We start from the raw sequence: 23,908 nt of genomic DNA, 5'->3' as shown, positions 1-23,908 counted from the left end.
AAGCGAAATGGCGCGCCGGCGCGCCACCCCACCGCACCTGCGGCGGACAAATGGGTCCCGGGCACAAGGCCCGGGATGACGGATTGAGAGGGAAGCGAGGAGCCGAGCTCAAAGCCGTTGCGTCTCAGCCGACCGGCTTGGCTTCCAGCACCGCGGGGGCCGCCAGGGCCTGCTGCGGGGCGGGGGCCGGCTGCGGTTGCGGCGGCGCGGCGGGACGCTGGAACTTCAGGCTGCGGCCCTGGAAGAAGGCTCCGGTCTCCATGGCCAGCTGCTCGTGGGTGATGTCGCCGTCGATATAGGCGGTGCCGTAGAGCCGCACCTGCTTGGCGGTGATGGCGCCGACCACCCGGCCGCGCACCTCGACCGCCTCGGCGAAGATCGAGCCTTCGACATGGCCGGTCTCGCCGATGGTCAGGCGGGCGACGCGGACGTCGCCGCGCACCACGCCGTCGATCTGCAGCTCGGCCTCGCCGGTGACGCCGCCCTCGACGGTGATGTCCGGGGAGATCAGCGACGCCACCCGCGGCGGGGCCTTGCGAGCGCCCTCGGGCCCGGCGCCGGGGGAAGGCAGGGGAAGGGGCTCGATCGGCGTCGGCCCCTTGGACGTCTTAGCTTGCTTGCTGAACATACTCACCAGCCTTCAAGAAACGGTTCGGGTTCTGAGCCCGGCCGTTGACCCATACTTCGTAGTGCAGATGCGGACCGGTCGAGCGGCCGGTCGAGCCCATGGCGGCGATGCGCTGGCCGATCGCCACTCGCTGGCCGACCCGCACCGACGTGGCTTGCAGGTGAGCGTAGCGCGTCTTGAAGCCGTTGCCATGGTCGATTTCGACGACATTGCCGTAACCCGAGCGCACGCCGGTGAACGAGACCACGCCCGGGGCGGTGGCCATGATCGGGGTGTAGAAGGCGCCGGGGAAGTCCAGGCCCGAATGGAAGGCGGGGCGATGGGTGAAGGGGTCGAACCGCACCCCGTAGCTGCTGCTCAGGGCCGGATTGTTGGTCGGCCGGTAGAAGGGCAGGCGCTGCGAGGCGGCGCTCAGCTGGCGCATGTCCGACATGTCGGTGGCCGCGTGCTGGATGCGGCCGGCGAAGTCCTCGTCGACGTCGAGTACGGCGGCCAGGGCGCGGGGATCCTTGGCCTCGATCAGCGGGCCGCCCAGCGCGCCGCCGTCGCGGCTGATGAAGTCGCCGGCGTCGAGGCCGGCCATCCGCATGGCCAGGCGCAGGCGCTCGGCCCGGCTCTTGGCGAAGGTCTCGGCGGCGTCGATCAGCCGCTCCTGGTCCATCCGCGTGGCCTGGATGCGCTCGACCGGCGAGGCGCCGGGCAGGCGGGGCTTTGCGGTCTGCAGGGCCTGGGCCGCGCCGGGCACGCCGCGGAAATCGCTGACCAGCAGGGCCAGGGCCGCGTGGCGCTTCTCGACCGAGCTGGCCAGTTCGTCGAGCGAGCCGCTGCTGGCCGACAGCTGGGCCACGGCGCTGTTCAGGCGGGCCTGGCGGTCGGCGTTGAGGCGCTCGTAATAGGCCTTCTGCTTGATGACCACCTGGTCGGTCGAGCTGACCGACAGGAAGCTGACCAGCATGGCCGCGGTGCAGACTCCCATCCACAGCGCCGCGCCGGCCACCGCCGTGGCGCACATCAGCTGCTTGCCGGGGGAGAAGACGTAGCCGCGCATTTCGCCGCCGGAGCGGACGTAGAGGTGGCGTTCAGGGAACAGCTCTTCCAGGGATTGCTGTAGTCGCTTGAAGCGCTTGATCGCCATCGGCCTAGGAAACCCCCGTTTTCAAGGTCCCGGCGATATGCAACGAGAAAGCGGAAACACGCAAGATGCTTCGCGCCCGGCGCAGGGCCGTGGCCAAGCTTTGATCATGCGGCCTGATCGGTAGCGTGTTTGGGGTTGGCCCGCCATCGCCGCCGCCGGGCCAGATCGCGAAAGTTGCAGGGCTGAGGCGCGCGGGACACACCTGCGTGGCGCCTATTTCAGGGCCCGCGCCGCCGTCAGCACCGCCTTGACGTGGTTGGGCACCTTCACCTTGCGCCAGACCTGGCGGACCACGCCCTCGCCGTCGATCAGGAAGGTGGCGCGCTCGATGCCCATGTACTTGCGGCCGTACATGCTCTTTTCCACCCAGGCGCCATAGGCCTCGACGGTCTCGCCGGTCGGGTCGGCGCCGAGCTCGACGGTCAGGTCGTGCTTCTTGCGGAACTTGGCGTGCGAGGCGGCGCTGTCCTTGGACACCCCGACGATCACCGCCCCGGCCTTGGCGAACTCCTCGACCTCGGACGAGAACTGCAGGGCTTCGGAAGTGCAGCCGGTGGTGTCGTCCTTCGGATAGAAATAGAGCACGACGGTCTTGCCCTTCAGGCCCGAAAGACTGACGCGGCCGGTGTCGGTGGCCAGGTCGAAATCGGGGGCCTTGTCGCCGGGTTGCAGGTCGCTCATGGCGCTCATCCTTCCAGTTTGGTGGGTGTGATCCTCGCCCTTCGACAGGCTCAGGGTGAGGATCACACGGTCGTCTCAGTCGCCCTCGTCCTGAGCTTGTCGAAGGACGAGGGCGGTAGCCTAGACCGGCTTGACCAGCACGATCTTCTTCTTGCCCGCCGCCAGCTTGACGACGCCGTCGACGAGATCCGCCTCGGTCACCACGCGGTTGGCGTCCGGCTCGGCCTTGTCGTTGACCTTGACCCCGCCGCCCTGGGCCAGGCGCCGGGCCTCGCCGCGCGAGGCGGCCAGGCCGGCGTCGGCGAACAGGTTGGCCAGCACGATCCCGGCCTTCAGGTCCGCAGCCGCAACCTCGAAGGTCGGCAGGTCGGCCGACAGCGCGCCCTGCTCGAAGGCCTTCTCGGCGGCGTCGCGGGCCTTGCGGGCCTCGTCCTCGCCATGCGCCATCCGCGTCGCCTCGTCGGCCAGCACCTTCTTGGCGTCGTTGATCTGGGCGCCGGGCAGGGCCTCCAGCTCGGCGATGCGCGCCAGCGGCAGGTCGGTGAACAGCTTCAGGAACCGGCCGACGTCGGCGTCCTCGGTGTTGCGCCAGAACTGCCAGTAGTCGTAGGGGCTCAGGGCGTCGGCGTTCAGCCACACCGCGCCCGACATGGTCTTGCCCATCTTGGCGCCCGAGGCGGTGGCCAGCAGCGGGGTGGTCAGGCCGAAGGCGGCCTTCTGGTCCACCCGCCGGGTCAGCTCCACCCCGTTGAGGATGTTGCCCCACTGGTCCGAGCCGCCCATCTGCAGCACGCAGCCGTGGGCGCGGTTCAGCTCCAGGAAGTCGACCGCCTGCATCAGCATGTAGTTGAACTCGAGGAAGGTCATCGGCTGCTCGCGCTCGAGCCGCAGCTTGACCGAGTCGAAGGCCAGCATGCGGTTGACCGTGAAGTGCACGCCGTAGTCGCGCAGGAACTGCACGTAGCCGAACTTGCTCAGCCAGGCGTCGTTGTCGACCATGATGGCGTCGGTCGGCCCGTCGCCGAAGGTCAGGAACTTGGCGAACACCTGCTTGATGCCGGCGATGTTGGCGGCGATGTCGGCGTCCGACAGCAGCTTGCGGCTTTCGTCCTTGCCGGTCGGGTCGCCGACCTTGGTGGTGCCGCCGCCCATCAGCACGATCGGCTTGTGGCCGGCCTGCTGCAGGCGGCGCAGCAGCATGATCTGGATCAGCGAGCCGACATGCAGCGACGGGGCGGTGGCGTCAAAGCCGATATAGGCGGTGACGATCCCGCCGGCGGCCGCCGCGTCCAGCTCGTCCGCATGGGTGATCTGGTGGATATAGCCGCGCGCCTGCAGGGTCTGGAGGAATTCCGACTTGAAGGGCGTGGCGGCGGACATGGATCGACTCTCTGGTTCAAACGGCGATTTCGGCGTCCGGGCGTCTAGCACGGGCGGGCCGGGATGTGGCGAGGGTTTCATCGTGGAGGTCTCCTGGGGCGTGATCCGGAGACGGTCGCGGGTCTGGCGCGTCGCCGGGAGGGGCGGGCGCGTCGACGTGATCGGTCGGCCTCCCGCTAGGACAGCGGGCGGTAATAGGCGCAGGCGAGGGGGCGCGGGGCGATCATGGGGTCTAGCTAGCCGGCCCGACCCGTGGCAGTCAACCGGACCATGCGCATTCTGGGATTCATGACCGGCACTTCGCTCGACGCGGTCGACATGGCGGTGCTCGAGACCGACGGCGAGGACATCCAGGCCTTCGGCCCGGCCGGCGAGCGCAAGCTGCGCGAGGAGACCCGCGACCTGCTGCTGGTCGCCACCGAGGTCGCCCGCGGCTGGCCCCGCGACCGGCCGCCGCCGGAGATCTTCGAAGAGGCCGCCCAGGCCGTGGCCGACGAGCATTTCCACGCCGCCGAAAGCTTCCTGGCCGAGCACGGCCTGACCTGGGCGGAATTCGACCTGCTCGGCGTGCATGGCCAGACGGTGCTGCACGAGCGGCCGCATCCGGGGCGGATCGGCCGCACCGTGCAGCTGCTCGACGCCCCGCGCCTGGCCAGGGCCTGCGGGCGGCCGGTGGCGTTCGACTTCCGGGCCGCCGACGTGGCGGCGGGCGGGCAGGGGGCGCCGCTGGCCCCGGTCTATCACGCCGCCCGGGCCCGGGCCTCGGGCCTGGCCGCGCCGGTGGCGGCGCTGAACATCGGCGGGGTGGCCAACATCACCCTGATCGGGCCCGACGACGACCTGCTGGCTTTCGACACCGGCCCCGGCAACGGCATGATCGACCTGATGCTGCAGGCCCGGGGCCTGGGCCGCTTCGACGACAACGGCCGGCTGGCGGCGGCGGGCCGGGTCGACGAGGCCGTGCTGGCGACCTTCCTGGCCAGCGACTATTTCTCCGGACCGGCGCCCAAGTCGCTGGATCGCTACGATTTTCCGCTGCACCTGGTCGACCACCTGTCGGCCGAGGACGCCGCCGCGACTCTGGTGGCCTTCACCGCCGAGGCGGTGGTCAAGGCGTTCGAGCACGGCCAGCATCCCGACGCCCTGATCGTCTGCGGCGGCGGCCGCCACAATCCGCAGATCATGCGGGCCCTGGCCGACCGGGCCCCGGTGCCGGTCCGCACCGCCGAGGCGGTCGGCTGGCGCGGCGACGCCATCGAGGCCGAGGCCTTCGCCTTCCTGGCCGCCCGCACGGCCCGCGGCCTGCCGATCAGCTTCCCCGGCACCACCGGCGTCGCCGCCCCGATGACCGGCGGGCGGATCGTCGAACCTTAGGCCTGCGCTGCGGCGGGCCTGAGGCCCCCGCCAGCCCTGTCGCCGAGCAGGAAGGAGCCTACTTCTTCTTGTACGGAGCCTTGCCGGCCGGCTTCTTGCCGAACGCCGGCTTGCCGCCGAAGTCGCCCTTGGCCTTGAAGGGCTTGGGGCCCTTGAACGGCTTGGCGGGAGCGGCGCCGACCTCGGCGCGGGGCTTGCGGAACGGCTTGTCCGGCGCGGCGGCCGGATCATAGGGCACGCTCTCGCGATCGGTGCGCGGTGCGCGACGCGGGGCGGCCTCGGCGTAGGCGCGCGGGGCTTCGTCGCGCGGCTTGAACTCGCGCTTGGGACCGCCAGACGGAGGGGCGGCGCGCGGCTTGAAGTCCCGCTTGGGGGCTTCGTCGCGGTCGCGCGGCTTGTAGTCGCGCTTGGGCTCTTCGTTGCGCGCATAGGGCTTGGCGTTGCTGACGCCGTCGGCGCCGTAGCTGGAAGGGCGCGGGGTATGATCGCGCGAGCCGGGGGCGTTGGCGCGCGGGCTGCGCGGGGCGGCGTCGTCGCGGGGCGGACGCGGCGTGAACTCGCGGCGCGGGGCGTCGTTGTCGTCACGGGGCGGCCGGGGGGCGTATTCGCGCTTGGGGCCGGCGTCCCGGGCGGCCGGAGCCGTGGTCGGGGTGATGGTGACGTCGTCGCGCACGGTGGCCTGCACCGCTGCACCGAACTTCACTTCCGCCTCGGCCGAGATCTCGAACTTGGTGTCGTAGTCGAAGATCCGGATCGAGCCGATGTCCTTCTTGGTGATGTGGCCCAGGCGGCAGATCAGCGGGATCAGCCACTTGGGGTCGGCGTTGTTGCGGCGGCCGGTGTTGAGGCGGAACCAGGCCGAATTGCTCATGTCGGCTCGCGGTTCGCGCTCGGGACGGTCGTCGCGACCACCGAAGTCGCGCGGACCGCGGTCGGCGAAGCGGTCGCCGCTGTCATTGCTGCGCGGGCCGGCGTCGCGCGAACCCATATCCCGGCTACGGGGACCGGGATCAGCGCCGTGGCGCGGGTCGTCATAGATCTCTTCCGGGGCCGGCAGCTTGGCGCGGCGGGTGCGGATCAGGGCGGCGGTGATCTCCAGCGGCGTGCGCTTGGCCAGCATGGCCTCGGCCAGGGCGGTGTCTTCCTCCACCGCCGGCTCCTCGAAGATCGGATCATCGAGCAGGCGCTCGGTGTCCTTGATGCGGATCTCGTCGGCGGTCGGGGCGCCGCCCCACTGGCCTTCGACGCCGGCCGCCATCAGCAGCTGCTCGGCCTTGCGGCGGCGGGTGTAGGGCACGACCAGGGCGCTGACGCCCTTCTTGCCGGCCCGGCCGGTGCGGCCCGAACGGTGCAGCAGGGTGGCCTTGTTGACCGGCAGCTCGGCGTGGATCACCAGGCCCAAATCGGGCAGGTCCAGACCTCTCGCCGCAACGTCGGTGGCGACGCAGACGCGGGCATGGCCGTCGCGCAGGGCCTGCAGGGCGTCGGCCCGCTCGCGCTGCGACAGCTCGCCCGACAGGCCGACCACGGCGAAGCCGCGCTCGCGCAGCTTGCTGTGCAGAGCGCGGACGCTTTCGCGGGTGTTGCAGAACACCAGGGCGCCGGGGCTTTCGAAATAGCGCAGCAGGTTGACGATCGCGTGCTCGGTCTCGTTGGGCGCGACGCGGACCGCGCGATACTCGATGTCGCGGTGCGGCTCGTTGCGGCCGATGGTGTCGATGCGGACGGCGTCGTTCTGGTAGCTCTTGGCCAGCTGCACGATCTCGCGCGCCAGGGTGGCCGAGAACAGCAGGGTCCGGCGTTCCTTGGGGGCGGCGTCGAGGATGAATTCGAGGTCCTCGCGGAAGCCCATGTCGAGCATCTCGTCGGCCTCGTCGAGGACGGCGACCTTCAGCTCCGACAGGTCCAGGTGGCCGCGCTCGATGTGGTCGCGCAGGCGGCCGGGGGTGCCGACCACGATGTGGGCGCCGAAGTTCAGGGCCCGCTGCTCGCGGCGGGCGTCCATGCCGCCGACGCAGTTGACGACCACGGCGCCGGCCTCGGCATAGAGCCAGGTCAGCTCGCGATTGACCTGGATGGCCAGTTCGCGGGTCGGGGCGATGACCAGGCACATCGGCAGGCCGGCCTTGCCCAGTTTGTCGGCGTCGCCGATCAGGGTGGTGGCGGCGGCCAGGCCGAAGGCGACGGTCTTGCCCGAGCCGGTCTGGGCGCTGACCAGCAGGTCGCGGCCCTCGGCGTCGGCTTCCAGCACGGCGGCCTGGACGGGGGTGGGCTCGAGATAGCCTTGAGCGGCAAGAGCCCGCTCAAGAGCGGGGTGGGAGGCGGGGAAGGGCATACAGGTCCAATTCGGTTCAAGCGGACGGCGCACACACAAACGCACGCGGCCCGCACCACGACCAAATACGACCCCCAAACGGACCGTGTTCTTGGTCAATATCTTCAGAGAATAGACCGTTTTCACCGGTATGCCGATCAGGGCGGCGGCGAAATGGGTCTGATGGGCGGCCTAAGGAGGCTAAAACCGTCCGAAAAGCAAGGGCGTGGGGCAAAGATCGCTGCGGTGCGGCGAAATGGCCTCACGCCGCCGCGCAGTTGGCGGCGATGAAGGCCATGTGGTCGGGCATGACCTCGGCCGACCGGGCGATCACGGCGCGGATGTCGCGCATCTTGGCCCGCAGCTCGTTGTCGGACATCACGTCGGCCATCGGGTCGTGGCCCCGCGGCGTCAGGCCCTGGCCGATCATCACCGCGAACCAGCTGGTGTCGTTGAACAGCTCCTCGTTCTCGCGGAACACCCGGCCGCGGCTTTCGAAGACAACGATCTTGTCGGCCAGGTAGTCGGGGATCGGCATCTCCCGCAGATAGTCCCAATGGGCGGTGTCTGTGCGGCGGGTGGCCTTGAAGTGCAGGATCAGGAAGTTGCGGATCTTCTCGTATTCGAACTGCATGACCCGGTTGTAGCGGTCGATGTCGGGCTGCTGGAACACGCTGTCGGCGACCGATCCCGACGTCGCCGCCGGCCGCATCTCTACGATCTTCAAGCTTCACCGCGCATCGTCCCGGACGTTGCGCGGTTTTGTTGAAAGACGCTCCCCACGCAATTCAGCTCCAGGCGAGAAATCCTGGGACTCGGCGTCGCCGCGCCCTGGCGGGTCCCGCGCAATCCCCGCCGCTTCGGCGGCCACTGGACTTGAAAGCGTCATCGACGCGTCGTAGCCAGGGGTCATGGAACTTCTCAAAGATCGACGCGTGTTGCTGGCCGGCGGCGCCGCCCTGGCCCTGGCCGCCGGGCTCGGCGTCGCGCTCGTCCTGATGCACGGCGCCAGGCCGCCGGCCGAGGCCCCGCCGGCCTCGCATGGCGGCCTGGTCGTCGAGACCGGCCGCGCCGACGACACCAAGCTCGACGCCGCCCGCCCGCTGCGCTGCTTCGTCAGCGGCCAGTTCGTCGGCGAGACCACCCTGGCCGAATGCGCCAAGAAGAACGGCGTGGCGACCGGCGCGCTCGATGTCGGGGTCGACGAGACCGGGGCCCTGGCCGCCGCCGACCAAGCCGGCCTGGTGCTGACCCCGCTGCCGCCGCCCGCCGACGCGGTGACGGTCGCCGCTCCGGCCGCTCCGGCCACCACGCCGACCGTCGACAGCGCGCCCCTGGCGGTCTGCTGGCGCTACGCCGGCGGCGAATGGCGCAAACAGCCGGGCGAGATCACCCGCAACGCCTGCGCCCAGCAGCTGTACGACGGCAAGTGCGAGCGCCCCGGCGGCGCGACCTACGGCCGCTGGGGCGACGAGACCCTGCGCCTGGTCCCCGGCCGGGTGGAATCCTCCTCCGACAACCGCAGTTTCCATTCGATCATCGAACAGGGGCCCAGCTGCTCCATTCCGTCGGCCTAGAAAGACGTAAGACCCATGCGCCTGTTCCCGATCCTCGCCGCCTCCGTCCTCGCCGCCACCGCCCTGGCCGGTTGCGAGAAGCAGACCCGGGCCCCCTTCGAAGCCGGCGTCTGTATGCATGTCATCGAGCAGCCGGACGGCACGCTGAAGTTCAATCCGGTCGAGCGCAACGTGCCGTCGATGGAGCTGTGCGCCGCCTCGCTGGAAGGCATGCGGATCCGCTTCATGCGCCTGGGAAGCCCGACCCGGGAGCTGACCGGCGCCTACCAGGGCAAGTTCATCTTCGTCGAGAAGGAAGGCATCTATCTGGGCGACACCTATGAGGGCGCGCGCTTCATGTCGCTGGTCCGCACCGGCGACGGGCGGCTGGCGGTGCCCGGGGCGATCCGCCAGGTGCAGTAGCGGCGCAAAGCCGGGGATAACCCCGGACGGTCCACAGGAACAATTGTGGAACAAAGCTTGATTTCGCTTTTAAGAACCCGTTAACGTCCGACCCAGATGCCGGCGCATTTGGGTCGCCGGGCGTGAACAGGAATCTTCCCCATGGCGGGCAGCGTCAACAAGGTCATTCTGGTCGGCAATCTCGGGGCCGACCCGGAAATCCGCACTCTCAGCTCGGGCGACCGCGTCGCCAACCTGCGGCTGGCCACCTCGGAAACCTGGCGCGACCGCACCTCGGGCGAGCGCAAGGAAAAGACCGAATGGCACCGGGTGGTGATCTTCAACGACAACTTGGTGAAGGTGGCCGAAAGCTATCTGCGCAAGGGCTCGACAGTCTATATCGAAGGCGCCATCCAGACCCGCAAATGGGCCGACCAGAGCGGCGTGGAGAAGTACTCCACCGAGATCGTGCTGCAGAAGTTCCGCGGCGAACTGACCATGCTGGGCGGTCGCGGCGACAGCGCCGGCGCCTCGGCGGGCGGCGACGCCGGCTATGACAATGGCTACAGCGGCGGCGGCGGAAGCTTCGGCGGCGGCGCCCCCCGCAGCCAGCCCAGCGGCCCCCGCGAAAGCTTCTCGGCCGATCTCGACGACGAGATCCCGTTCTAAAGCCTACCAAGGTTCGGACTGTGAATAGACGGCCGGTTTTCTCTGGAACCGGTCGTCTGCTTGCGCGGCCGCCTACTTGATCGCCGTTTCGATGACGCGCACGCCGCGCGCTTCGCATTTCGCCGCCAGGTCCGGGCTGTCCAGCCGGTCGGTGACGAAGACGTGGACGTCGCCGATGTGCCCGATCCGCACCGGCGCCGGGCGGCCAAGCTTCTGGCTGTCGGCGACCAGGATCACCCGCCGCGAACTCTGGATGATCGTCTGCGACACCTGCACCTCGTTGATGTCGAAGTCGAGCAGAGAGCCGTCTTCGTCCATCGCCGAGGCGCCGATGATGGCGTAATCCACCTTGAAGTTGCGGATGAAGTCGACCGCGAAGGCGCCGACGGAAGCGCGATCGGCGCTGCGCACCCGCCCTCCGACCACGATCACCTCGATGCCGGGCGAAGACGCCAGGATGTCGACGACGTTGAGATTGTTGGTGATCACCAGAAGGCCGGTCCGCCCCTGCAGGGCCCTGGCGACCTCTTCGGTGGTCGTGCCGATATTGATGAACAGCGAGGCCTTTTCAGGGATCAGAGCCGCCGCCGCGACGCCGATGGCCTCCTTGGCCTCGCGCGCCAGAACCCGCCGCGCCTCGTATTCCAGGTTGTCGACTCCGCCGGCGGCGATCACCGCGCCGCCGTGCACGCGGTTGAGCTGTCCCTGGTCGCAAAGGTCGTTGAGGTCCTTGCGGATCGTCTGACGCGAGACCTGGAGTTGATCGGACAAGGCCTCGACCGTCACCCGTCCGCTTTTGCGGGCGAGCGCAAGGATCGCCTCGTGACGCTGCTCGATAGCCATCAACGCACCTCCAAGTCCGGCTTAGCGCGTCGGCGTCGCTGTTGGCCAGAGCGCCGTGCTGGACGCTTTCGAATTCACGCGCGATTTCGGTAAAGATTTTCGTTTTTGAATTGCGAATTTGCGATTTATGCCACAATACGCTAAGCGCTGACTCAAAAGCAGGAGGAGCGGCAGGGATGGAGTTCGACCTTCTGGTGGTCGGCGGCGGCGTGAACGGCGCGGGCGTGGCCCGGGACGCCGCCGGCCGCGGACTGTCGGTCCTGCTGGTCGAGCAGAACGATCTGGCGAGCGCGACCTCGTCGGCCAGCACCAAGCTGGTGCATGGCGGCCTGCGCTATCTGGAATATTACGAATTCAGGCTGGTCCGCGAAGCGCTCGAGGAGCGGGAGACGTTGCTGGCCATGGCCCCGCACATCATCTCGCCGCTGCGGTTCGTCCTGCCGCACGCCAACGCCACGCGTCCCGCCTGGATGGTCCGGCTGGGCCTGTTTCTGTACGACCACATCGGCGGTCGCCGCCGCTTGCCGGGGTCGCGCGGGCTCAGCCTGAAGGGCGCGCCGGAGGGCGCGGCGCTGCGCCCTGACTACCAAAAGGCCTTCGTCTATTCGGACTGCCGGGTGGACGACGCCCGCCTCGTGACGCTGAACGCCATGGACGCGCGCGAGCGCGGCGCGGTGATCGAAACCCGCACCAAGCTGGTCTCCGCCCATCGCGTGGGCGCGGTCTGGGAAGCGCGCCTGCAACCGGCGGACGGCCCCGAGCGCCAGGTCCGCGCGCGCGCGATCGTCAACGCCGCCGGCCCCTGGGTCGCCGAGGTCCTGAGCGGCGCCCTGAGCGTGACGACGGGCAGTGGGACCCGCTTGATCAAGGGCAGCCACATCGTCGTGCCACGCCTGTTCGAGGGCGAGCACGCCTACATGCTGCAAAACCCCGACCGCCGGATCGTGTTCGCCATCCCATACGAGGGCCGCTTCACCCTGGTGGGCACCACCGACGTGGCCTGGGACGCGCCGCCCGGGCCGGCGCGGATCAGCCCGGAGGAGGTCGATTACCTCTGTGAGAGCGTCAACCGCTACTTCGTCCCGCAGGTCGCCGCGCAAGACGTGGCGTGGAGCTATGCCGGCGTCCGGCCGCTGTTCGACGACCACGCCGACAGCGCCTCCGCCGTGACCCGCGACTACGTGCTGGAGGTCGATGCGCCGGAGGGGAGGGCGCCGGTGCTGTCGGTGTTCGGCGGCAAGATCACGACCTATCGCCGCCTGGCCGATCAGGCGATGGACCGCCTGGCCGGGTTCTTCCCGCAGGCCCGCCCATCCTGGACGCGCGGCGCCGTGCTGCCGGGCGGCGACCTGCCCGACCTGGACCGCGCCGCCTTCGCCCGTGCGCTCCGCGCCGAGTTTCCGTTCCTTCCCGACGATCTGGCCGTCCGCCTGGCGCGGTCCTACGGAACACGAGCCCGGCGCATCCTGGCCAACGCGAAGAGTTTGGCCGACCTGGGCGAGGACCTCGGCGCGGGGCTGCATGCCGCCGAGGTCGACTATCTCGTCGCCGAGGAATGGGCGCGCACCGCGGAGGATATCCTCTATCGTCGGAGCAAGCTGGGCTTGCATCTGCCGTCCGAAGCGGTCGGCCGCCTGGAAGCCCATCTGGAGCGGAAAACCGCGCCGTCGCCGGCCAGGGCGCAGGAAGCATGACCGACGCCCGCTATATCCTGGCCATCGACCAGGGCACGACCAGCACCCGCAGCATCGTCTTTGACGAAAAGGGCGGCGTCGCCGGCCTCGACCAGCGCGAGTTCGCTCAGAGCTATCCGGAGTTGGGCTGGGTCGAACATGACCCTGAGACCATCTGGCGGGACGTCGTGGACACCGCGCGTGCGGCCCTCGCCAGCGCGGGCGTCGCTGCAAGTGCGGTCGCCGCCATCGGCATCGCCAATCAGCGCGAGACCGTCGTCGTCTGGGAGCGAACAACTGGACGCGCGCTTCATCCGGCCATCGTCTGGCAGGACCGTCGGACAGCCGATCGATGCGAGGCGCTGCGGCAGGCCGGCCACGAACCCCTGGTCCAGGCGCGGACCGGTCTTCGCCTGGATCCCTATTTCTCGGCCAGCAAGCTGGCCTGGATTCTCGACCAGGTCCCTGGCGCGCGCGAGGCCGCCCAGCGCGGCGAGCTGGCGTTCGGCACCATCGACAGCTTCCTCCTCTGGCGCCTGACCGGCGGTCGCGCGCATGCGACCGACGCGACCAACGCCTCGCGAACCCTGCTGTTCGACATCCACCGCCAGGCCTGGGACGAGGACCTGCTGCGGCTCTTCGATATCCCCGCCGCGCTGCTTCCGGAGGTGCGCGACAATTGCGCCGACTTCGGCGAGACGCAAGCCGATCTCTTCGGCGCCCCCATTCCCATCCGCGGCATGGCCGGCGACCAGCAGGCGGCCCTGATCGGGCAGGCGTGTTTCGACGAAGGCATGATCAAGGCCACCTACGGGACGGGCTGCTTCATGCTGATGAACACCGGCGCGCGGCCGGTGACCTCGCACGCGCGCCTGCTGACCACGGTCGCCCACCGCCTTGGCGGCCAGCCCACCTACGCCCTCGAAGGCTCGATCTTCGTGGCCGGCGCGGCGATCAAGTGGTTGCGCGACCAACTGGGGCTGATCGTGCGGGCGTCCGACACCTCAAGCCTGGCGACCAGCGTCCCCGACGGGCATGGCGTCTACATGGTTCCCGCCTTTGTCGGCCTGGGAGCGCCCTATTGGGATCCGCAGGCCAGGGGCCTGATCCACGGTTTGACGCTGGACACCTCGGCCGCCCACATCGCCAGGGCCGCCCTGGAGTCAGTGGCCTTCCAGACCCACGACCTGATCGCGGCGATGTTCGCCGACGGCGCGGCGCGGCCCAGCGCCTTGCGCGTGGACGGCGGCATGGCCGCCAACGAATGGTTGTGCGCCTTCCTGTCCGGCGTCATCGACGCGCCGGTCGAACGCCCGGTCAATATCGAGACCACCGCCCTGGGTGCGGCCTTCCTCGCCGGGTTGGGGGCGGGCGTCTGGTCCAGCCTGGGCGCGATCGCCGAAGGCTGGCGCCTGGATCGACGCTTCGATCCGGACATGACGCCGCAGGCGCGCAAGCAGTGCCTGGAGGGCTGGCGCGACGCCGTCGCCCGCACCCTCTACCGGCCAGAGTCCCGCGCCGAAGCGTCCGGATCATGAGGCCGCTTGGCCCCGCCTTCGTGAACTGTTCAGCCACTTTTCGAGATTGGCTTGACCAATAGTAAAAAGTGGACTAGCCAATCTCGAATAAAATTAAAACAACAGGTTAGGGAGGGTACCAATGCGTAAGTTGATCCTGCTGGCGAGTGCGGCCGCCGGCGTGCTGGCGATGCCAAGCCTGGCGGCGGCTCAGGAAAAGGGCGAAAGCACCGGCCTGGCCGAGATCGTCGTCACGGCCACCAAGCGTTCGGTCAATCTGCAGAGCGTCCCCGTCGCCGTGACGGCCCTCACCGGCGAGACGATCGAGAACCAGCGTATCAACGAGTTCGGCGACCTCACCCGCGCCGCCGCGTCGCTGACCCTGACCCAGAGCACGGCCTCGCCGAACAACGCCATCATCCTGCGGGGCATCGGCACCTACGCCTTCTCGATCGGGGTGGAGCCGTCGGTGGCGGTGATCATCGACGACGTGCCGGTGGTCCAGCAGGCCCAGGCCTTCGACAACCTGTCCGACGTCGAGCGCATCGAGGTCCTGCGTGGCCCGCAAGGCACGCTGTTTGGCAAGAACGCCAGCGCCGGCGCGATCAACATCGTCACCCGCGATCCATCGGTGGTCTTCAGCGGCCACGCCTCGGCGACCGCCACCACGGACCGCGGCTACAAGGCCGACGGCGCCATCTCGGGGCCAATCTCGGACGCCACCGGCTATCGCCTCGGCGTCTATTACAACCAGTGGGACGGCAACGTCCGCAACCTGCACAACGGGCACCGCCTGAACGACAACACCTCGTACGGCGTGCACGGCAAGCTGCGGTCCGAGCTGACCGACAGGCTGGTGCTTTCCCTCAGCGGGTCGTACGCCAAGTCCAAGTCCGACGGCACGGCCGCCACGCTGCGCTACGTCGACCTGAACTACCGGCCGGCCGGCGCGACCACGCCAGTGATCCCGCGCTACAACGGCGTCTCGATCCTGCCGGCCCTGGCCGACATCCAGCCTGGCGCCGACAACCGCCGCACGCGAGTCGACAACGACGGCTTCACCGAGAACAAGCAGGCCAGCTTCAGCGGCAAGCTGAATTATGACCTCGGCTTCGCCAGCCTGATCTCCGTCACCTCGTACCAGGACTGGAAGTACAACTTCTCGGCCGATGTCGACGGCACCGACCTGGCCGTCAACGGCGCAGCGCCGAACGTCACCAATCCGATCGCGCCGGGCCTGGGCGTCAGCAATTCGGGCCCGTACCATTCCAAGTCATTCACCCAGGAAGTCCGCCTGACGTCGAAGGGCGAGGGCCCGCTGTCCTATGTGGTCGGCGCCTTCTACGCGGACGCCAAGACCAACCGCTCGTTCCAGCGCGGCCCGGCCCTGATCCTGGCCAGCTGGTACGGCGAGCAGAGCACGCGCAGCGTCGCCGCCTTCGCCGGCGTCGACTACAAGTTCCCGACCAGGACCACCGTCAGCGGCGCGGTGCGTATCAACAACGAGCGGATCAAGGACTTCTTCGTCAACCGCCTGCCGACCGCCACGGTGTACGTGTCGCCGACCAGCATCGGCACCTGCGGCGCCGGCAGCCAGCTGTGCGCCGGCAGCAACGAGGACACCGTCACCACCTGGAAGCTGTCGGTGAACCAGGAACTCGCGCCGCGCGTCTCGGCCTATGCCAGCGCGGCCACCGGTTATAAGGGCTACGCCTACGACATCTCGTCGGGCTACACGCCGCTGCGCACCCAGAACCCGGTGCAGTCCGAGACCTCGACGTCCTACGAAACCGGCCTGAAGAGCCGCTTCTTCGACAATCGGGTGCAGTTGAACATCGCGGCCTTCTTCACCGACTACGACAACTTCCAGGCCCAGTCGTCGCAATACATCAACGGAGCCCTGCAGCAGAAGCTGAATAATGTCGGCAAGCTGCGCACCAAGGGCCTCGAAGTCGAAGCCCAGGCCATGCCGGTCGAGTGGCTGCGGCTGGACGCCTCGGCCGCCTATACGGACGCCCAGGTGCGCTCGTTCCCGAACGCCGCCTGCTATCCCGGTCAGGCCCAGACGGGCACGGGCTGCGCGCCCTCGACCAACCCGACAGGCCTGGGCAACGTCCAGGACCGCTCCAACACCCAGCTGCCCAACAGCCCGAAGTTCAAGATCAATCTCGGGGCCCTGGTCACGCGCGACCTGGGCGGCGACATGAAGGGCGTGTTCGGCCTGAACTATCAGTACCAGAGCAAGGTCAATTTCGACCTGCTGGGCAATCCGCTGGCCGAGCAGAAGGCCTATGGCCTGCTCAACGCCTCGGCGGCGATCGAGCACGGCAACGTCAAGGCCACCGTCTTCGTCAACAACCTGCTCGACGAGCACTTCGTGTCGGGTATCGGCGACGGCTTCGGCTCGTACGGCGTCCACTACGTGACGCAGGTGCTGTCGCGCGACAGCGATCGCTACTTCGGCCTGAAGGTGGACACCAAGTTCTAGGCTTCGCCCTCCCCGGACGAACCCTGCGATGGGGAGCGGGCCTGGCCTGCTCCCCTTTTTTTGATCCGCGCAGCGACACGAAGGGATCTCACCATGCTTAAAGCACTATCCCGCCACCTGATCGGCTTTCTCGCCGGCTTAGCGGTTTGCCTGGCCGGGCAGGGCGCCCACGCCGCCCCCGGCGACTGGGTCAAGGGCGTGACGCCCGCGGCGGCGCCCAAGGAGCCGCCCTCCATCGCCCTGCCGGTGGCGACCGAACTGGCCAATCCCGCGCCCGAGGCCTGGGCGCGGCAGGACGCCAGCCAGCGCCTCGTCTACAACGTCTCGCGCCCGACCCTGACCCTGATGCCCGGCGGTCCGGCCGCCGACAAGACCGCCCCGGCGGTGATCCTGGTCCCCGGCGGCGGCTTCCAGTTCCTGGCCATGGACAACGAAGGCTACGAGGTCGCCAAGCGGCTGGCGCCCCTGGGCGTGCGGGTCTTCATCCTGAAGTATCGCACCACGCCGCTTCCGGACGGTTTCGACGGCTTCAAAGCCGCGCTCGCCGCGACCTTCCAGCGCGGTGAAGGCGCCGAGGCGCGGACCCGCCAAGCGCCCTACGCCATCGCCGATGCTCAAGCGGCCGTGCGCGCCGTCCGCGCCCACGCCCGCGAATGGGGCGTCGATCCCCAGCGGGTGGGGGTCCTGGGCTTTTCCGCCGGCGCGATGACGGTGCTGGGCGCTCTGCAGGCCAATGCGCCGGACGCGCGGCCCGACTTCGCCGGCATGATCTATGGGCCGACCCAGTCCAGCGTGGTCCCGCCCAATGCGCCGCCGCTGTTCGCCGCCCTCGCCGCCGACGATCGCTTCTTCCGGTCGCAGGACCTGAGCCTGATCCAGAACTGGCGGGCGTCGGGCGCGTCGGTGGAGTTCCACCTGTACAGCGCTGGCGGCCATGGCTTCGCCTCTCGGCCGCACGGCACGACCAGCGACGCCTGGTTCGACCAGTACGCCCTGTGGCTGAAGGCGATGAAGCTGACGCGATGATCCGCTCCCGACCTCTGAGTTCCCCGGCCGGCGCGAAGATCGCGCCGGCCGTTTTCTTTCAAACCACCCAGGTTAGGGCGAGGCGCTCGATCCCGAGCACCTGCGTCGCCCGCAAGGCCGCCGCCGCGCCGTTTAGAGTGACCCGGCGGGCCTCGGTCCGCGGCAGGATGATCTGCAAGGCGTCGGCCGTCGGCGGCGTCGCCCCCCTCCAGCCCGCCCTGACCGCCAGGGTCCCGGCGTCGGCCTCGACCTCGAGGGTCCAGCCCTGCGGCGCGGCCGGATCACGCGGCGCGGCGTCGCTTTCGTCGAAGCCGCTCCAGGTCATTCGTCCTGCGCTCCCCGGCGGATAGAGCAGGACGCCGGGGAGGGGGGCGGAGGCGGCGAAGCCGGCAGGCGCCAGGTCGACGAACAGGCCGGAGCCTTCGCGCGCCAGCATCGGCGGCAGTCCGCTGAGCGGCGCGGCGAGATCGTACTCCGCGCCCCCGGCATAGACCTGGTCGTCGCGCACGTCGCGCCAGGTCGTCCCGGCCGGCAGATAGGCGCGCACCGTCTCGACGCCCGGGTCGAGCACCGGGGCGACCAGCAGGTCCGGTCCCAGCAGATAGGCGTCGCCGTCCTCCCAGGCCCGAGGATCGTCGGGGAAGTCCAGCCACAGCGGCCGCGTCACCGGCTCATAGTCTGCGTGGTGGCGCCAGAGCAGGTCGTGCAGCAGCGGCTGCAAGGTCCGGCGCAGCTGCATCATGCCGATGATCGCCGGGGTCGCCTCGGGATACATCCAGGGTTCGTTGACCGTGCGGTCGGTATTCCAACTGTGGATCGAGAAGCGTGGCATCAGGACGCCCGCCTGCACCCAGCGCAGCAGAAGCTCGGGTTCGGGCGCGGGGCCGGCGAAGCCGCCGATGTCGTGGCCGGTGTTGGAGACGCCCGACAGCGCCATGCCCAGGCCCATCTTCTGATTGAAGCGCAACGTCTTCCAGGCGGTGTAGTTGTCGCCCGACCAGGTCTGGGCGTAGCGCTGCATGCCGGCCATGCCGCTGCGGGTGACGACATAGGGCCGCTCGCCGGGCCGGCACGCGATCTGGGCCGCGCGGCTGGCCCGCATCATCAGCAGGGTCTGGACCGGACGCTCGCCCGCTGCGGGACGCGCGTCGCCAAAGCCGGCGATGCGGGCCCGCGTGTCCCAGATCTCGTATTCGTTGTTGTCGTTCCAGGTCGATCTTATGCCGTAGGCCAGAAGTTGTTCGGTCACCTGCCGGCGCCACCAGGCGGCGGCCTCCGGGTGGGTGAAGTCGACATAGCTGCCGACCTCGTCCCAGAACTGGCAGACCACCGGATCCCCGTCGGCGTCGCTGACGAACCAGCCGTTTTCAGCCAGTTCGGCGTAGAGCGGATGGCTGACCAGCAGCGCCGGCTTGATGTTCGGGACCAGCTCGACGCCGGCGTCGGCATAGCCGCGCACGAAGCCCTCCACATCGGGGAACTTGTCCCGGTTCCAATGGAAGACGTAGCGCTTGTCGCCGATCGAGGTGTAGCCCGACGACAGGTGAAAGGACTGGCACGGGATGTCATGGCGGCTGACGCCCGCGATGAACTCGCCCATGCGCGCCTGGGCGTTCGGCGCGTCGGTATAGGTCATGGTCGAGCCGGAATAGCCCACCGCCCAACGGGGCATCAACGCCGGCCGGCCGGTCAGCCAGGTGTAGCGGCGGGTGACGGCCCGGGCGTCGGGTCCGGCGATCATGTAGTAGTCGAGGTCGCCGCTTTCGGCCCGCATGTAGCGGTAATGCGGGTGGTAGTTGTCGTGCTCGTAGCCGAAGTCGAAAACCGGGTCGGCGGTCGTGTCATAGAAGACGCCATGCGCCGCGCTCTCGGCGTCGACGACCAGCACGTACGGGATCGACTTGTAGAGCGGATCGTCGGCGGAGGCGTCGTAGCCCATGGGATCCAGGTTGGTCAGGCGGAACCGACGTCCGGCCCGGTCCATACCGCCGGCCCGCTCGCCCAGGCCGTAATAGCGCTCGCCCGGCCGCCGCTTGACATAGTGATAGACGCCGCCGTCCCACCAGCCGAAATTATAGGCCTGGGTCGGCCGGTCCTCGGCGATGACCCGCCAGCCGTCGGGCGCAGCCTGCGACCAGCGGCAGAAGAAGCCCGCCAGGGTGATCTCCAGGCGCAGGCGCGCGGTGGTCAGCACCAGGACGCCTTCCGCTTCATCGAGGGTGAAGCCGGGGGCCGCGAAACCGGAAACGTCCATCCGGTCGCGACCGGGCTCGGCGATATCCGTCTGTCCGGGTGCGATCGCCCAACTGGGCGGCGAGGTCGAGACGCCGCCGGCCAGCAGCAGGACCCGGACGACGTCCTCCTCCAGGACGAAGACGTGGGCGACCGCGCCGGTGTCGGCGCGCAGGGTCACCCGGGGGCCGACCCGCTCGGCCAGGGTGAAGAGGGGCGGCTGGGCCAGTGTGGCTTTTCGCATCGTCAGGCCTCCTTCACGACGAGATGACGGCGCATGGCGAACAGCCACAGGGCGCCCAGCAGGTCGAAGACGCCGAGGCAGGCGAACAGCGGCGCGAAGCCGATCTTGTCGGCCAACTGGCCGATCGCCAGCGAGAACAGCAGTCCGCCGGTCCAGCCGGCCATGCCGACCAGGCCGTTGGCCTTGGCGATGTCGCCCTTGGCGAACACGTCCGCCGACAGGGTGTTGATCAGCACCGAGATTACCTGGTGGGCGAAGCCGCCGATGGCCAGGAGGGCGATCGCCGCCATCGGATGGCCCACCAGCCCGACAAAGCCCGGCGCGATCATCAGAACCGCGCCGAGGGCGACGCCGGCGATGCGGGAGGACTCCAGGCTCAGGCCGCGCCACTTCTGCAGGAACGGCGCGAGGTAGCCGCCAAGTACGCCGCCCGCATCGGCGGCCAGGAAGGGCATCCAGGCGAACAGGGCGATGTGGGCCAGATCCATGCCCCGCTCCTTGGCAAGGTACAGCGGGATCCAGAACGAGAAGGTCTGCCAGGCCGGCTCGGCCAGGAACCGCGGAACGGCGATGGCCCAGAACCGGGGCGTGACGATGATCGCCTTCAGGGTGGTGGCGCTGGCCGCCACCGGGCGCTGGCCCGCCTGGATCTCGGCCAGTTCGGCCGGCGAGACGTAAGCCGCCTTGGCCGGCGAGCGGTAGAGGCGGAACCAGACGCCGGCGAAGACCACACCGAACAGGCCCGTGACGAAGAACGCCCCCTGCCAGCCCCAGATCTTGGCGACCAGGACGACCAGGACCGGGGCGATCACCGCGCCGAGAGAGGTCCCCGCATTGAACCAGCCGACGGCGACGGAGCGCTCGCGATCAGGGAACCACTCGCCGATCGACTTCATGCCGGCCGGGATCGCGGCGGCCTCGGCCATGCCCAGCATGCCGCGAAACGCCGCCAGGGACAGCCAGCCACGGGCCGCGCCATGGGCCATGTTGGCCAAGCTCCAGGCGAGGGCGAACAGCGCGAAACCCGCTGTCAGGCCAATTTTGTCGATCAGCAGACCGGCGACCGGCTGCATGATCGTATAGGCCAACTGGAAGGCCCCGACGATATAGCTGTACTGTTCGGTGCTGATCGCCAGGTCGTGCTTCAGCTGCGGCGCCAGCACGCCGAGTGAATTCCGCGCGATGTAATTGATGATCGTGCCGACGATCACCAGCAAGAGAATGCGCAATCGCGCCGAACGCCAAGTCACTCTTTTCTTCCCCCTATCGTTCTTTTTTGAGCGGAGAGCTCCATCTCCGCGGAACTCGGCGACCATGCCGCCCCTCCAGGACGATCACATTTTCACTTAGCGGCGGATTATGGGTCGCAGAGGCCCGGTTTGGGAGCGGTCGAGTTATGGCGCGTTCCATCCATGACCAATTGGGATTGGCCTGTCAATTCCAACAAATTGTCCTGACCAATTCGGCGGAGCTGCCGAGGGCCGCCGTGCTCATCAACCGAAACAGGCTCCAGCTCTAGGCGGCGCCCATTCCGGTGCGATGCCCTTGCAGCAGCAGGGTGAAGTTCAGCGTCAGATTGGCCGCCGGGCCGGCCGCGCCCAGGCTGTGCCAACTGGCCCCGGCTCCCTCGATCAGGAGCAGCAGGCCGTCGGCGAGCGCGGCGGGCGCGGCGAAGTCGGCCTGCCTGGCCGTCTCGACCAGGTGGTCGCGCAATCGGGTCTTGTAGAGCTTGCAGACCCGGCGGATCGGATGGTCCGGGTCGCTGATTTCGACCTCGAGATTGGAAAGCAGCCAGCCGCGATAGTCGGGATGGGCGACCTTGGCGGCGGCGGCCGTCACGATCGCGCGGATCTGCGCCAGGGGCGCGTCGGGAAACCGCTTGGCGATGATCATCAGCTCGTCGAGATCCTCCAGGGCCAGCCTGGTCAGACAGGCGGCGGCCAGGTCGTCCTTGGAGTCGAAGTACCGGTAGAGGGTCGTCTTGGTGACGCCGCTCCGGGCGGCGATGTCGTCGACGCCGATCGCCCGAAAGCCGTGCTGGTAGAAGAGTTCCGTCGCCGCATCGATCAGGCGGTCGGGCGCCGATCGATGGGCCAGGTCGGATGTCTGGGGCTTGGTTTTCACAATCGGAATCCTTGTGCGAAGACCTTTGGGGAGGCGGACGTCGGAGGACCTAGTGGACTGCCGAGGTGTCGGCCACGCGGGTGGGACGCGGCGCCAGCCAGATGATGAAGGCGGCGACGACGAACAGCGCCGCCATGGCCAGGAACACCTGGTTGGTGGCCAGCATCACGCCCTGGCCTTGCACCATCTGTTCGAGATTGCCGCGCGCCTGGTCGGGCGACAGGCCGCTGGCCGTCATCCGATCCATGGTGTCCTGGGCGCCGTTCAGCAGGCCCGAGAGGTCGCTGCGGTTGCGGCTGGCGTTGTCGGCCCAGACGGTGCTGACCATCGAGGTGGCGACGGCGCCCGAGAGGGTGCGGCAGAAGTTCATCAGGCCCGCGGCGCTGGCGGTCTCCGGTTCGGTGACGCTGGCCAGGGCCAGGGCGGTGACCGGCACGAAGAAGAACGGCATGCCGAACCCCTGCAGCAGCAGCCAATGGGCGATGTCGAAATAGCCCATGTCGGAATTGGCCTGGCTACGCATGAAGGTGATCGCCCCCAGCCAGATCACGCCCAGGAACACCAGCCGCCGGGGATCGACCTTGGTCGACAGGCCCGCCGCCAGCGGCGCGACCAGGACGGCCGTCACGCCCAGCAGCGCCGAGACGTAGCCGGCCCAGGTGGCCGTGTAGCCCATGTTCTGCTGCAGCCACAGCGGGGTCAGGACGTTGATGCCGAAGAAGGCCCCGAAGGCGGCGCTGAGGGTGATGACGCTGGCGGTGAAGCCGCGGTGGCGGAACACGCGCAGGTCGACGATCGGATTGGCGTCGGTCAGCTCCCAGATCAGGAACGCCATGAAGCCGAGCGCCGCGACGATGGCTAGGCCCGCGATCATCGGCGAGGCGAACCAGTCGTGCTCCTTGCCCAGGTCGAGCATGATCTGCAGGGCGCCGACCCAGACGACCAGCAGGCCGAGGCCCACCAGGTCGACCCGGGCCCTGGCCAGGGGCGTCTCATGGCTGCGCAGCAGTCGCCAGGCGAACCAGCTGCAGATCGCCGCCACCGGCACGTTGATCCAGAAGATGAAGGCCCAACCGACATTGTCGCAGAGCGTGCCGCCCAGGATCGGTCCGAGGATGGGTGCGATCAGGGTGGTCATGGCCCATAGCCCCGTGGCCGCTGCGGCGTACTTCTTGGGAAAGACGCGCAGCAGCAGGGTCTGGGACAGCGGCATCAGCGGGCCGCCGCAGGCGCCTTGCAGCACCCGGAACAGCACCAGCAGGCTCAGCGAGGGGGCTAGGCCGCAGAGAAACGAGAAGAAGCCGAACCCGACCATGCCGAGCACGAAGACCTTCACTGCGCCGAAGCGGGCCGACAGCCAGCCGGTCAGCGGCACGACAACGGCCTCGGCCACGGCGTAGGAGGTGATCACCCAGGTGCCCTGGCTGGGCGAGACGGCCAGGGCGCCGGAGATGTTCGACACCGAGACGTTGGCGATGGTGGTGTCGAGCACCACCAGGAAGTTGGCGGCCGCCAGGACCAGGCCGGCGAAGATCATCGCCGGTCCGGTGAGGGGCGGGGGGAGTGCCGCCGAAGCGGCGGGGGCCTTGGCCATGACGGCGGTCCTTGGCTATGCGAGGGGC

19 protein-coding genes and 1 pseudogene are annotated in these 23,908 nt (G+C 68.9%); 9 read left to right on the top strand and 11 right to left on the bottom strand.

Features of this window, described 5'->3' with window-relative positions:
* Positions 1-124 precede the first annotated feature (124 nt).
* The 3 genes from ACIPQB_RS09655 to ACIPQB_RS09645 all read right to left on the bottom strand — a co-directional run bounded on the left by ACIPQB_RS09655 (position 125) and on the right by ACIPQB_RS09645 (position 2,444).
* Positions 125-628 (bottom strand): bactofilin family protein, encoded by a 504-nt coding sequence (locus ACIPQB_RS09655; RefSeq protein WP_446485007.1) that lies wholly within the window; start codon positions 626-628, stop codon positions 125-127.
* A complete protein-coding gene (locus tag ACIPQB_RS09650; RefSeq protein WP_446485006.1) occupies positions 609-1,763 on the bottom strand; it encodes a peptidoglycan DD-metalloendopeptidase family protein in 1,155 nt (384 codons plus the stop codon). The genes ACIPQB_RS09655 and ACIPQB_RS09650 overlap by 20 nt, the downstream gene beginning before the upstream one ends.
* Positions 1,764-1,976: 213 nt before the next feature.
* Positions 1,977-2,444, bottom strand: coding sequence for a peroxiredoxin (locus ACIPQB_RS09645; RefSeq protein ID WP_446485005.1), 468 nt, complete (start codon positions 2,442-2,444; stop codon positions 1,977-1,979).
* 18 nt (positions 2,445-2,462) lie between these two features.
* Between ACIPQB_RS09645 and ACIPQB_RS09640 the strand changes: the two are divergent.
* A pseudogene (locus ACIPQB_RS09640) lies at positions 2,463-2,560 on the top strand (hypothetical protein); the annotation flags it as partial.
* 4 nt (positions 2,561-2,564) lie between these two features.
* Here ACIPQB_RS09640 and tyrS read toward each other — a convergent pair.
* Entirely contained in the window at positions 2,565-3,824 is a 1,260-nt protein-coding gene (gene tyrS / locus ACIPQB_RS09635; protein WP_446485004.1) for a tyrosine--tRNA ligase, read from the bottom strand.
* A gap of 270 nt (positions 3,825-4,094) precedes the next feature.
* Here tyrS and ACIPQB_RS09630 point away from each other — a divergent pair, with 270 nt between their 5' ends.
* The gene (locus ACIPQB_RS09630) at positions 4,095-5,198 is read left to right on the top strand and encodes an anhydro-N-acetylmuramic acid kinase (RefSeq protein WP_446485003.1); all 1,104 of its coding nucleotides are present in this window, start codon (positions 4,095-4,097) and stop codon (positions 5,196-5,198) included.
* 58 nt (positions 5,199-5,256) lie between these two features.
* Here the strand turns inward: ACIPQB_RS09630 and ACIPQB_RS09625 are convergent, their stop codons facing one another.
* Complete coding sequence (locus tag ACIPQB_RS09625; protein WP_446485002.1) at positions 5,257-7,533, bottom strand: DEAD/DEAH box helicase; 2,277 nt, start codon at positions 7,531-7,533, stop codon at positions 5,257-5,259.
* Positions 7,534-7,774: 241 nt separating this feature from the next.
* The gene (locus tag ACIPQB_RS09620; RefSeq protein WP_446485001.1) at positions 7,775-8,239 is read right to left on the bottom strand and encodes a tryptophan 7-halogenase; all 465 of its coding nucleotides are present in this window, start codon (positions 8,237-8,239) and stop codon (positions 7,775-7,777) included.
* Between the two features lie 184 nt (positions 8,240-8,423).
* Here ACIPQB_RS09620 and ACIPQB_RS09615 point away from each other — a divergent pair, with 184 nt between their 5' ends.
* The 3 genes from ACIPQB_RS09615 (at position 8,424) to ssb (ending at position 10,139) form a co-directional block, all read left to right on the top strand.
* Positions 8,424-9,089: a hypothetical protein gene (locus ACIPQB_RS09615; RefSeq protein ID WP_446485000.1), complete on the top strand. Its 666-nt coding sequence runs from the start codon at positions 8,424-8,426 to the stop codon at positions 9,087-9,089.
* Between the two features lie 15 nt (positions 9,090-9,104).
* Positions 9,105-9,491: a hypothetical protein gene (locus ACIPQB_RS09610; RefSeq protein WP_446484999.1), complete on the top strand. Its 387-nt coding sequence runs from the start codon at positions 9,105-9,107 to the stop codon at positions 9,489-9,491.
* Between the two features lie 141 nt (positions 9,492-9,632).
* Entirely contained in the window at positions 9,633-10,139 is a 507-nt protein-coding gene (gene ssb, locus ACIPQB_RS09605) for a single-stranded DNA-binding protein (RefSeq protein ID WP_446484998.1), read from the top strand.
* 72 nt (positions 10,140-10,211) lie between these two features.
* Here the strand turns inward: ssb and ACIPQB_RS09600 are convergent, their stop codons facing one another.
* Complete coding sequence (locus ACIPQB_RS09600) at positions 10,212-10,982, bottom strand: DeoR/GlpR family DNA-binding transcription regulator (RefSeq protein ID WP_446484997.1); 771 nt, start codon at positions 10,980-10,982, stop codon at positions 10,212-10,214.
* A 176-nt stretch (positions 10,983-11,158) separates the two neighbouring features.
* Between ACIPQB_RS09600 and ACIPQB_RS09595 the strand changes: the two genes are divergently transcribed.
* The 4 genes from ACIPQB_RS09595 to ACIPQB_RS09580 all read left to right on the top strand — a co-directional run bounded on the left by ACIPQB_RS09595 (position 11,159) and on the right by ACIPQB_RS09580 (position 17,686).
* Positions 11,159-12,676, top strand: coding sequence for a glycerol-3-phosphate dehydrogenase (locus tag ACIPQB_RS09595; protein WP_446484996.1), 1,518 nt, complete (start codon positions 11,159-11,161; stop codon positions 12,674-12,676).
* On the top strand, positions 12,673-14,193 hold the full coding sequence (glpK, locus tag ACIPQB_RS09590) for a glycerol kinase GlpK (RefSeq protein WP_446484995.1): 1,521 nt from the start codon (positions 12,673-12,675) through the stop codon (positions 14,191-14,193). The genes ACIPQB_RS09595 and glpK overlap by 4 nt, the downstream gene beginning before the upstream one ends.
* A 121-nt stretch (positions 14,194-14,314) precedes the next feature.
* Positions 14,315-16,660 (top strand): TonB-dependent receptor, encoded by a 2,346-nt coding sequence (locus ACIPQB_RS09585; protein ID WP_446484994.1) that lies wholly within the window; start codon positions 14,315-14,317, stop codon positions 16,658-16,660.
* Between the two features lie 93 nt (positions 16,661-16,753).
* Entirely contained in the window at positions 16,754-17,686 is a 933-nt protein-coding gene (locus tag ACIPQB_RS09580) for an alpha/beta hydrolase (RefSeq protein ID WP_446484993.1), read from the top strand.
* A 58-nt stretch (positions 17,687-17,744) separates the two neighbouring features.
* Here the strand turns inward: ACIPQB_RS09580 and ACIPQB_RS09575 are convergent, their stop codons facing one another.
* From ACIPQB_RS09575 to ACIPQB_RS09560, 4 genes are all read right to left on the bottom strand, one after another.
* The gene (locus ACIPQB_RS09575) at positions 17,745-20,162 is read right to left on the bottom strand and encodes a TIM-barrel domain-containing protein (protein WP_446484992.1); all 2,418 of its coding nucleotides are present in this window, start codon (positions 20,160-20,162) and stop codon (positions 17,745-17,747) included.
* A 2-nt stretch (positions 20,163-20,164) separates the two neighbouring features.
* The gene (locus ACIPQB_RS09570; protein WP_446484991.1) at positions 20,165-21,412 is read right to left on the bottom strand and encodes an MFS transporter; all 1,248 of its coding nucleotides are present in this window, start codon (positions 21,410-21,412) and stop codon (positions 20,165-20,167) included.
* Positions 21,413-21,677: 265 nt separating this feature from the next.
* Positions 21,678-22,286, bottom strand: coding sequence for a TetR/AcrR family transcriptional regulator (locus tag ACIPQB_RS09565; protein ID WP_446484990.1), 609 nt, complete (start codon positions 22,284-22,286; stop codon positions 21,678-21,680).
* Between the two features lie 49 nt (positions 22,287-22,335).
* The gene (locus tag ACIPQB_RS09560; RefSeq protein ID WP_446484989.1) at positions 22,336-23,880 is read right to left on the bottom strand and encodes a DHA2 family efflux MFS transporter permease subunit; all 1,545 of its coding nucleotides are present in this window, start codon (positions 23,878-23,880) and stop codon (positions 22,336-22,338) included.
* Positions 23,881-23,908 lie beyond the last annotated feature (28 nt).

It is taken from the genome of Caulobacter sp. LARHSG274 (assembly GCF_052871235.1).
Note: the sequence above shows the minus strand (reverse complement) of the source record. Positions and strands in the feature narration are given on the sequence as shown.